Origin of the sequence: Gilliamella sp. Choc5-1 (assembly GCF_001690595.1) — a bacterium.
Lineage (GTDB): Bacteria > Pseudomonadota > Gammaproteobacteria > Enterobacterales > Orbaceae > Gilliamella > Gilliamella apicola_M.
The window spans coordinates 101,870-111,611 of record NZ_LZHH01000123.1 but is presented as its reverse complement, the minus strand read 5'-3'; the positions used below and the strand labels follow the sequence as shown (position 1 = coordinate 111,611).

At 37.0% G+C, this 9,742-nt stretch carries 9 protein-coding genes; 7 read left to right on the top strand and 2 right to left on the bottom strand.

Annotation, left to right across the window (positions count from 1 at the left end; all coding sequences use genetic code 11):
- A partial coding sequence (locus A9G35_RS12535; RefSeq protein WP_141673717.1) for an integrase core domain-containing protein occupies positions 1-452 on the top strand: 452 nt, incomplete at its 5' end.
- 2 nt (positions 453-454) lie between these two features.
- Entirely contained in the window at positions 455-979 is a 525-nt protein-coding gene (locus tag A9G35_RS12530; protein ID WP_065637155.1) for a hypothetical protein, read from the top strand.
- Between the two features lie 104 nt (positions 980-1,083).
- On the opposite strand, the gene A9G35_RS13590 is transcribed toward A9G35_RS12530, so the two are convergent.
- Entirely contained in the window at positions 1,084-1,239 is a 156-nt protein-coding gene (locus A9G35_RS13590) for a hypothetical protein (RefSeq protein ID WP_176701434.1), read from the bottom strand.
- 647 nt (positions 1,240-1,886) lie between these two features.
- Here A9G35_RS13590 and A9G35_RS12525 point away from each other — a divergent pair.
- From A9G35_RS12525 to tkt, 5 genes are all read left to right on the top strand, one after another.
- A complete protein-coding gene (locus tag A9G35_RS12525; RefSeq protein ID WP_081300229.1) occupies positions 1,887-2,129 on the top strand; it encodes a FeoA family protein in 243 nt (80 codons plus the stop codon).
- Entirely contained in the window at positions 2,126-4,450 is a 2,325-nt protein-coding gene (feoB, locus tag A9G35_RS12520) for a Fe(2+) transporter permease subunit FeoB (protein ID WP_065637153.1), read from the top strand. Before A9G35_RS12525 ends, feoB begins: the two co-directional genes overlap by 4 nt.
- A 75-nt stretch (positions 4,451-4,525) precedes the next feature.
- On the top strand, positions 4,526-4,762 hold the full coding sequence (locus A9G35_RS12515; protein ID WP_065637160.1) for a FeoC-like transcriptional regulator: 237 nt from the start codon (positions 4,526-4,528) through the stop codon (positions 4,760-4,762).
- A 280-nt stretch (positions 4,763-5,042) separates the two neighbouring features.
- The gene (gene tal / locus A9G35_RS12510) at positions 5,043-5,993 is read left to right on the top strand and encodes a transaldolase (RefSeq protein ID WP_065637152.1); all 951 of its coding nucleotides are present in this window, start codon (positions 5,043-5,045) and stop codon (positions 5,991-5,993) included.
- 138 nt (positions 5,994-6,131) lie between these two features.
- Entirely contained in the window at positions 6,132-8,138 is a 2,007-nt protein-coding gene (tkt, locus tag A9G35_RS12505; protein ID WP_065637151.1) for a transketolase, read from the top strand.
- Between the two features lie 214 nt (positions 8,139-8,352).
- On the opposite strand, the gene A9G35_RS12500 is transcribed toward tkt, so the two are convergent.
- Complete coding sequence (locus tag A9G35_RS12500) at positions 8,353-9,741, bottom strand: MATE family efflux transporter (RefSeq protein WP_065637150.1); 1,389 nt, start codon at positions 9,739-9,741, stop codon at positions 8,353-8,355.
- Between the last annotated feature and the right edge of the window lies 1 nt (position 9,742).

Below are 9,742 nucleotides of genomic sequence, written 5' to 3'. Positions count from 1 at the left end.
AAGTTAAGCAACGTTGGAACTATTTATGTGTTTTAGTGAACTTATCCGATAGGCAGATTGTCGGTTACCATGTTGGTCAACATAAAACAGCAGAGCTTGTTATGTCGGCATTAAGCCAAATTAAACTGCCATTATCGAAATTAGATTTATTTCATTCAGACCGAGGTAAAGAGTTTGATAATCGGTTATTAGCGGATTGTTTTAAGACATTTAATATCACGCATTCATTAAGCAAGAAAGGATGTCCTTATGACAATGCGGTAGCGGAAGCGACATTTAAAACAATTAAAACGGAATTTGTAAAAGGCCAACGTTTCAACTCAACGGCTGAGTTACAACGCGCTTTTTCGGCTTATGCTTATTGGTATAATCATAAACGATTACATTCTTCGTTAGGCTACTTGCCTCCCGTTGAATTTAAAAAACACTTACCCCTTAATTTTTTTGTTTGAAAATGTGTTGCCATTCCAACATTAATTATCCTGATTGTAAAATTGGAGGTAAAATAATTCATAAAATATTTTCTGAAGATTTATATTTATTAAATAAATTTACTACTGGAGATGAAGTAATCATTACAATAAATACAGACAGAAGAAATTTATTAACTCAAAGTCATTCAGCTACTCATGTTATGTATATGGCTATAGACTTGCTTAAGAGCGATATTGTGACCCATATACTCGGATGCCATATAAAACCACAGGGTGGTCGTCTTGATTTTCTTACGGATTATAGATTTTCCCAGGAAGAGATAAAAATAATAGAAGAAAAAGCTAATTCAATTATCCTTGATAATATTCCCACTCCAATTGAGGTAGATCCCAAATATCCTGATGTAAGATATTGGATATGTGGTGATTATAAAATACCGTGCGGAGGAACACATACGAAAAATACAGGGGAAATACCTTTGATAAAGATTTCAAGAAAAAGTATTGGAGCTGGTAAAGAAAGAGTATTGTTCCAATGGAAATAGATATAATAATCCAACAGATATCAAATAATAATGCGTATTTTTTTAAATATAAATCTAAATTAATAAAAAAAACAATCCCATCCCAAATTTTGTGTATTTACCCGTTAAAGGTGACCGTGAACCCAATTACCAAATTCTATCATAAATCGATTCATCGCACTTTTCCAATTTTTAATCGGCATTGTCCATTTTTTAGATGCTTGTTGTATTGCTAAAAATGGGGTATTTACAATTATGCCACATCGCAATTCAAAGTTCATATAACTCTTTTCATTTTTTAATCTCCAGACGGTATAGACTCCGGAATATTTTTTACAAAAATTTAACCTAAAAAAAGAACAGTCGAGTAAATATCTAATAGTGATTACACCGTTTACCTAAAAAATTACACTTTTATTAGTGTTTTATATTCAGAGGAGTGATGTTATTTAATGTTAAATGAGTTTTTTTAGGTTATAAATAGCATGCTCTAGATAGACATCGCATTTTGACAGGCAGTTTTTTATAGCTTTCATTCTAGCAGGTTAAAAGAACAGACAGCTTCAATCTGGCTTTTTAGCACGTTCTAAGAGGTCTAGCGACTGGCTATAAAGCATTTTACCTAATTAGTAACGGTTATTTTTCTTTTTGATATCAGCACTCTATCGCTTGTCTGTGATAGGGCTTTAGTTTTGTTTTTTTATGGATATTTATTACAGTGTTTCTCAAATTATTGTAAACAACGAGAGAAATTTCTACAGCATATCTAAGGTTTAATCATTTTTGCGATTTTTTTACTTATTATTTATTGTTATTGAGAATAATTCGCATTTTTAAACTAAAAATGACGTTGATATTTTTTAAAATAAGCATATTTAATTTTATACGATTGCTTTTATCAATATTATCGTCATTTTTAGGAAGCATAATGTCATCTTTTACTCTTAATCAATTACCTTTAGGGCACGAGGCGGTGATTACTCGATTGTTACCCGAATCATTGCCTTTTCGTCGAAAGTTACTGGCTATGGGGATTACACCCGGCTGCAAGGTTTTGGCTGTGCGAATAGCACCACTTGGTGATCCGATTGAAATTAAAATGCGAGGCTTTTCGCTTTGTTTACGTCGTAAAGAAGCTCAAGCTATTGAAGTGATGGAGGTGAATGCGTGAAGGTAGCGTTAATTGGTAATCCTAACTGTGGTAAAACAACACTATTTAATTTGTTGACTGGTGCAAAGCAGCGCGTGGGGAATTGGTCGGGAGTAACGGTTGAGCGTAAAACGGGCGTTTTTTCTTATCAACATAAGCAATATGAGGTTGTTGATTTACCTGGTACCTATTCGATCGAGCGTGATCCCCTTTGCGTGTCGCAAGATGAGCTTATAGCTCGTCAGTTTGTGTTGTCTGAACGTGATAGCATTATTATCAATATAATCGATGCTACGAATTTACAGCGTAGTTTATATTTAACTTGCCAGCTAATTGACTTACAACTGCCAATGATTGTGGTTTTGAATATGTGCGATGCACTTAAAGCCATGGGGGAACAGGTTAATGTTGATCGATTATCAACGTTGCTTGGTTGTCCGGTTGTTGCGATATCATCTAGCAAAAAAATAGGATTGGCAAGCTTTTATCAACATATTGAAAAATTGGCAAACCATCCACAAGTTGCAAAACCGTCGATAGATTTACTGGGTGATGAAGTGCAAGCGGTGATTAATCGCTATATTGAAGAACTGCCAAAAAAGAGTGTGGTGCGTCAGTTTAATCGCTGGCAGTTAATGGATGTGTTATTGGATGATTCTTGTGGTAATTTGCCACAATCGGATCGTAATATATTAGCAAATTGTCGATTATCGCTCGCAACATGGTGTGATAACGAAATTGATGTGGCACTAGCTAGCGCTCGTTATGACACCATTGATACAATTTGTAAAAAAGTGATCGATAAACCGCGTGAGCTCAATAGACGGTTTTCTGATTGGTTGGATAATGTAACATTAGGACGTTTGACGGGCGTTCCCTTCTTTTTATTAGCCATGTATGCCATGTTTATGTTGGCAATTAATGTTGGGTCTGTGTTTGTTGATTTTTTTGATGTGCTTTGTGGCTCGATTTTTGTTGATGGCACGGCTGAACTTCTTCATGCTATCAATGCTCCAAATTGGATTACAGCAATTTTAGCCAATGGCGTTGGTCGGGGTATTCAAACAGTTTCGACTTTTATTCCCGTTATTGGTGCAATGTTTTTTGGGTTGTCATTTTTAGAAGACTCTGGGTACTTAGTGCGTGCCGCAATGGTGGTTGATCGTGTCATGCGCAGTGTTGGTTTACCGGGTAAGGCATTTGTACCCATGTTAGTCGGGTTTGGCTGTGGCGTGCCAGCGATTATGGGCACTCGAACGTTAGAAAGTACACGCGATCGTATTATGTCAATTTGTATGATCCCTTTTATGTCTTGTGGGGCAAGGTTGCCTGTGTATGCTTTATTTGCGGCAATATTCTTCCCTAAAAATGCGGCTATCGTGGTGTTTGCTTTATATTTATTGGGTATTGCAGTGGCAATGGTTACTGGGTTTGTTCTTAAATTTACGTTATTAAAAGGTCCTCTTACGCCATTTATTATGGAAATGCCTGTTTATCGTATTCCAACGTTGCGTAGTTTATTAAGTTTGACTTGGCAGCGTTTAAAGTCGTTTATTTTTAGATCTGGTAAGGCTATTGTGTTAATGGTGACGGTGTTAAGTGTGCTTAATTCATGGGGCAGTGATGGTTCGTTTAAGCATGAAAGTTCACAAAATTCTATGCTTTCTGTTGTCAGTCAAACCATCACACCGGCTTTTGCACCGATGGGCATTAAACACGACAATTGGCCTGCAACAGTGGGAATTTTTACAGGCATTTTTGCTAAAGAATCGGTTATTGCAACATTGAATTCGCTTTATTCAATGAATGATGATAGTGAACAAGCTAAACCATGGAGTTTGTCGCAAGACATTTACGATGCACTAGCCACAATTCCTAAAAATTTTGTTAGTTTGCCTGATGCGGTTTTAGATCCGTTAGGGTTTTCAACTGCTTCGCAAGATGTTGATTCACTACAGTCTGATTTAGCGGTGGATTCGACAACCGTATCACAAATGAAATATGCATTTGGCTCATCTTCTGCTGCGATGAGTTATTTGATTTTTATTTTACTTTATACACCTTGTGCTGCAGCATTAGGTGCCGTTTATCGTGAGGCTGGTTTTAAATGGACTGTGTTTGTAGCCATCTGGACTTTTAGTATAGCGTGGTTAATGGCAACCGTTTATTATCAATTTACATTGCTTGGGCATTCGCCTGTGGCAGTTTGGTGGTTGTTGGGATGTGGTACATTTATTGTTGTTGCTTTATTGTCCATGCGTGCTTTTGGGCGATATTTATCTTTTAATCAAGGTATAGTGCCTAATTTATCTGACAATAAAAAAGCAACATGCTGTCAGTAAATTTGCTAGGTTAATGTGTAAAACATCATATAGATGAAAAATACGTAGGTAACGCCTGCGATTTTAATGATAGCCATGTTAATAACATCAATTCGTGATTATGTGCAGTTAAAAGGTCGTGCATCTTTGCAAGATATTGCACGTCATTTCCACTTACCAGAAAGTGCTGTTACTCAAATGTTGGCTTTTTGGATTAAGAAGGGGACAATAAAGTTAGTAGAGCAAAATCAACCGCTATTTTGCCAAACAAATCAGTGTTATTCTTGTTCAAGTTGTGACTTAAGCCGTAACATTGAATATATTTGGTGCTAATTATTTTACTGTTTCTCATAGACAATCAATACCAATTTTGTTTTGTGATTCAGTTCACATAATTGAGTTTATTTACACAATAAAAAAAGCAGTAATAAATCGTTCAATGAGCGATTTTATTGCGAAAAAGCCTTATGCTAGTTAACCTTATTCATGTTTTTAGCTATTTGTTTATTACTAACTATACGGTTAGATCTTACTAAATGACAAAGTCGTTTTATTATTGAATAAATGTTATTATACTGCCATTGTAATAAAATGCTGTATGAGGACAAATAGTATGAGTCAATTAGATGAGTTTAAAAAACTAACCGTAGTGGTAGCTGATACTGGTGATATCGATTCGATTAAGCAGTTTTCCCCTGAAGATGCAACAACTAACCCTTCTCTTGTTTTAAAAGCAGCACAACTCACTCAATATCGTTATTTAATTGATTCTGCCGTGCAAACCGCTAAAAAATTAGGTGGTAGCAAAGAAGAACAATTAGTTAATGCATGCGATCAGGTTGCGGTTAATATTGGCGCCGAGATTTTAAAAAGTGTTCCGGGGCGAATTTCGACCGAAGTTGATGCCCGCATGTCTTTTGATAAACAAGGCTGTATTGAAAAAGCCCGTAAAATCATTGCGCTTTATAAAGAAAAGGGCATTGATAAGTCTCGAATTTTAATTAAAATTGCATCAACGTGGGAAGGTATTAAAGCAGCAGAAGTGCTTGAACAAGAAGGTATCAATTGTAATTTAACGTTATTGTTTTCGTTCGCTCAGGCTCGTGCATGTGCTGAAGTGAATGCCTTTTTAATTTCTCCTTTTGTTGGTCGCATTTATGATTGGTATCAAGCTAAAAAGCCAATCGATCCTTATGTCGCTGATGAAGACCCTGGTGTTGTTTCAGTTCGTAATATCTTTAACTATTACAAACAACACGGCTATAAAACCATTGTGATGGGGGCAAGCTTCCGTAAAGTCGATCAAATTTTGGCATTAGCAGGGTGTGATAGATTGACAATTTCGCCTAACTTACTGGCCGAAATGCAACAATCAAATGCTCCTGTTGTACAAAAACTTAACCCAAATCAATCTGTGGTGGCTCGTCCTGCCCCTATGACTGAGGTCGAATTTAGATGGCAACATAATAGCGATGCTATGGCAGTTGAAAAATTAGCCGAAGGGATTCGTGCTTTTGCCGTTGACCAAGGCAAATTAGAAGACATGATTAGCGCATTGTTATAATCGTATAAAACAATTGGGGAGTATGCTCCCCATTTTTATGCTATTTTCTTTCGTTAATTTAAATAACGATTTTGCAAGTGATGTTAACCTTGCAGGTATTAACAAATTTAAACTCAAAATTTTTTTGGAGATGATGACATGAATGCAACCACACTATCTCACCGCGAACTGGCGAATGCGATAAGGGCATTAAGCATGGATGGCGTGCAAAAAGCAAAATCAGGCCATCCTGGTGCGCCAATGGGTATGGCTGATATGGCCGAAGTACTTTGGCGTGGCTTTTTAAAACACAATCCAACCAATCCTAAATGGGCTGATCGTGACCGTTTTGTTTTATCAAATGGTCATGCTTCTATGTTGATTTATAGCCTATTGCATTTAACAGGTTATGATGTGACGATTGATGATCTTAAAAATTTTCGTCAGTTGCATTCAAAAACTGCAGGTCACCCTGAATATGGTTATGTGCCAGGTGTCGAAACAACCACAGGTCCACTTGGGCAAGGTATTGCTAATGCTGTAGGTATGGCAATTGCAGAAAGAACATTAGCGGCACAATTTAATAAAGCAGGTCATACTATTGTTGATCACCATACTTATGTGTTTATGGGCGATGGTTGTATGATGGAAGGGATATCACACGAAGTGTGTTCATTAGCAGGCACGCTAAAGCTAGGTAAACTAATTGCATTTTATGACGATAATGGAATTTCAATCGACGGTGAGGTAGAAGGTTGGTTTACTGATGATACCGCAAAACGTTTTGAATCTTATGGTTGGCATGTTATTCGTGGTATTGATGGGCATGACGCTAAAGCCTTAAAACAAGCGATTGAACAAGCGCAAGCAGTAGGTGACAAACCATCATTATTAATGTGTAAAACGGTAATTGGTTTTGGCTCACCAAATAAAGCAGGCAGTCATGAAAGCCACGGCGCACCATTAGGCGATGCCGAAATCGAAGCAACCCGTAAAGCTCTAGGTTGGAATCACCCAGCGTTTGATATTCCTAAAGATTATTATGATGCTTGGGATGCCAAAGCAAAAGGCAAACAGCGCGAAGATGAATGGAATGCTCGTTTTGACGCTTATGCTAAGGCTTACCCTGATTTAGCTAAAGAATTTAAACGTCGCGTTAATGGTGATCTGCCTGCAGACTGGTCACACATTGCTAACGATGTGGTCAATAAACTACAAGCTAATCCAGCAACAATTGCTACTCGTAAAGCATCACAAAATTCAATTGAAGCCTTTGCTCCTGCATTACCTGAGTTTTTAGGTGGTTCAGCAGATTTAGCACCAAGTAACTTAACCATGTGGTCAGGCTCTAAAGAAATTTTAGCTAATGCTGATGGTAACTATATCCATTATGGTGTGCGTGAGTTTGGTATGTCAGCAATCATGAACGGTATTGCCTTACATGGCGGATTTATTCCTTATGGTGCAACATTCTTAATGTTTATGGAGTACGCACGCAATGCTATTCGTATGGCTGCGTTAATGAAAATCCGTTCATTATTTGTCTACACACACGATTCAATTGGTTTGGGTGAAGATGGGCCAACGCATCAACCCGTCGAGCAAATGGCGAGCTTACGGATGACACCAAATGTCAGCACTTGGCGTCCTTGCGACCAAGTCGAATCGGCAATTGCTTGGCAATATGCGATTGAACGTAAAGATGGCCCAACGGCATTGATCTTTTCAAGACAAAACCTTAAACAACAAGATCGCACAGCCCATCAATTAGCTGATGTATATCGTGGTGGTTATATCTTAAATGATTGCACAGGTACACCTGAATTGATTATCATCGCTACAGGTTCAGAAGTTGAGCTTGCTGTTGAAGCATATCAACAATTAACTCAAGCCGGCAAAAAAGTACGCGTAGTGTCAATGCCATCAACTGATGCGTTTGATAAACAAGATCAAGTTTATAAAGAGTCAGTATTACCATCATCAGTATCAGCAAGAATTGCTATTGAAGCAGGTATTGGTGATTACTGGTATAAATATGTAGGGCTTAATGGCAAAGTAATTGGTATGACCAGCTTTGGCGAATCTGGTCCAGCTGATCAACTATTCAAAGAATTTGGCTTTACTGTCGAAAATGTTATTGCTCAGGCAAATAGCTTATTAAAATAGCCAATTTTTGAATCAAATAAAGCCATCAATATTGAACTATTGATGGCTTTTTTTGTTATTTGACCAAACATGAGAATGTAATACAAAAGGTAATACTTTGATTATAAATCATATATAAAAAGTGTTAGCCACAATTGAAATACACCTAACACTTATGTTGTGATTGATTTTTTAATCTAAAATATTTTGTATGAAATTTAGATTAAAAATTTTATTATCGAGAAGCTCGTTTTAAAATTACCGCCGTTGGTTGTTTTTGTATATAGATCATTCTAGCTATTAATAAAAACGCTGCTACAGCAAGTCCTAAAATAATTCCTATCCAAAAACCTGCAGCTCCCATTGGTTCAGTAATAAAACCAGTCAATCCTAGTATGTAACCAACAGGTAATCCTACAACCCAATATGAAATAAGCGTGATAAAAAAGATGCTTTGGGTATCTTTGTAACCACGAAGTACATTACTTGCCACCACTTGCAAATAGTCAGATGCTTGATAGATAGCTAATAAGATAATAAGCTGTAAACAAATGGTAATAACGGTTGCTTCACTGGTAAATAGCGTAATTATTGGCGTTTTAAAAATAACTAAAATTAAGGCGACAATAAAAGCTAAAGCCAAGGATATAGCCAAACTGATATATGCGGTTTGCTTAGCTAATTCTGGCTTGTTGTTACCCAGTAAATAACCAACGCGAATGCTAGTTGCCACACCAAGAGATAACGGTATGGCGAAGGTTAAACTGCTGATAGTAAAAATAATTTGGTGAGCAGCAACGGTTATTGGTCCTAGTGGTGCAATTAATAAAGCGATCACCGCAAATAGGCTCATTTCAAAAAAATAAGCTAGTGCAAGCGGAGTACCTAGTAGGATCACTTTTTTGATTATTGCAAAATCAATTAATTTGGTGATTGGTGTTTGTCTAATATCGCGTTGGGTTGGGGAAGTTAATGTGTATATACGAATTAAAATAAACATCAACCAAAATATAATTGATGCAGTAATACCACAACCCACACCACCAAAAGCAGGAAGGCCTAATTTTCCATAAATTAATATATAATTGATTGGAATGTTAGCAAGTAGGGCAATAAAAATAATAACCATTGCCGGCTTAGTATTAGATAACCCCTCGCATTGATTACGATAAACTAAAAATAATAAAAATGCTGGGATTCCCCACATAATAGCTCGCAAAAATGACACAGCCACCTCGAACATTTCAGGATCAATTGGGTGATCTGCTGAGCTTCTTAAACCGATTATTTTGTCAGAATTATACAAAATTAACATCATAATGACAGATAAGAATAGCGCTATCACCACGCCTTGCCGCGTGTGCCCAGCGACTTGATCCCGTTTAGCTGCACCGTTTAAATTTGAAATAATGGGGGTTAAAACGGTTAGTAATCCTTGACCAAATAAAATTGTTGGTAACCAAATTGAAACCGCAATAGCCACTCCAGACAGGGCGGTTTTACTATAATTTCCTGCCATAATGGTATCGACAAAAGTGATTGCGGTTTGCGATACTTGCGCAATTAGCACCGGAACTGCCAATTTAACCAGATTTTTTACTTCATGTTTATAATGTTGTTTCATG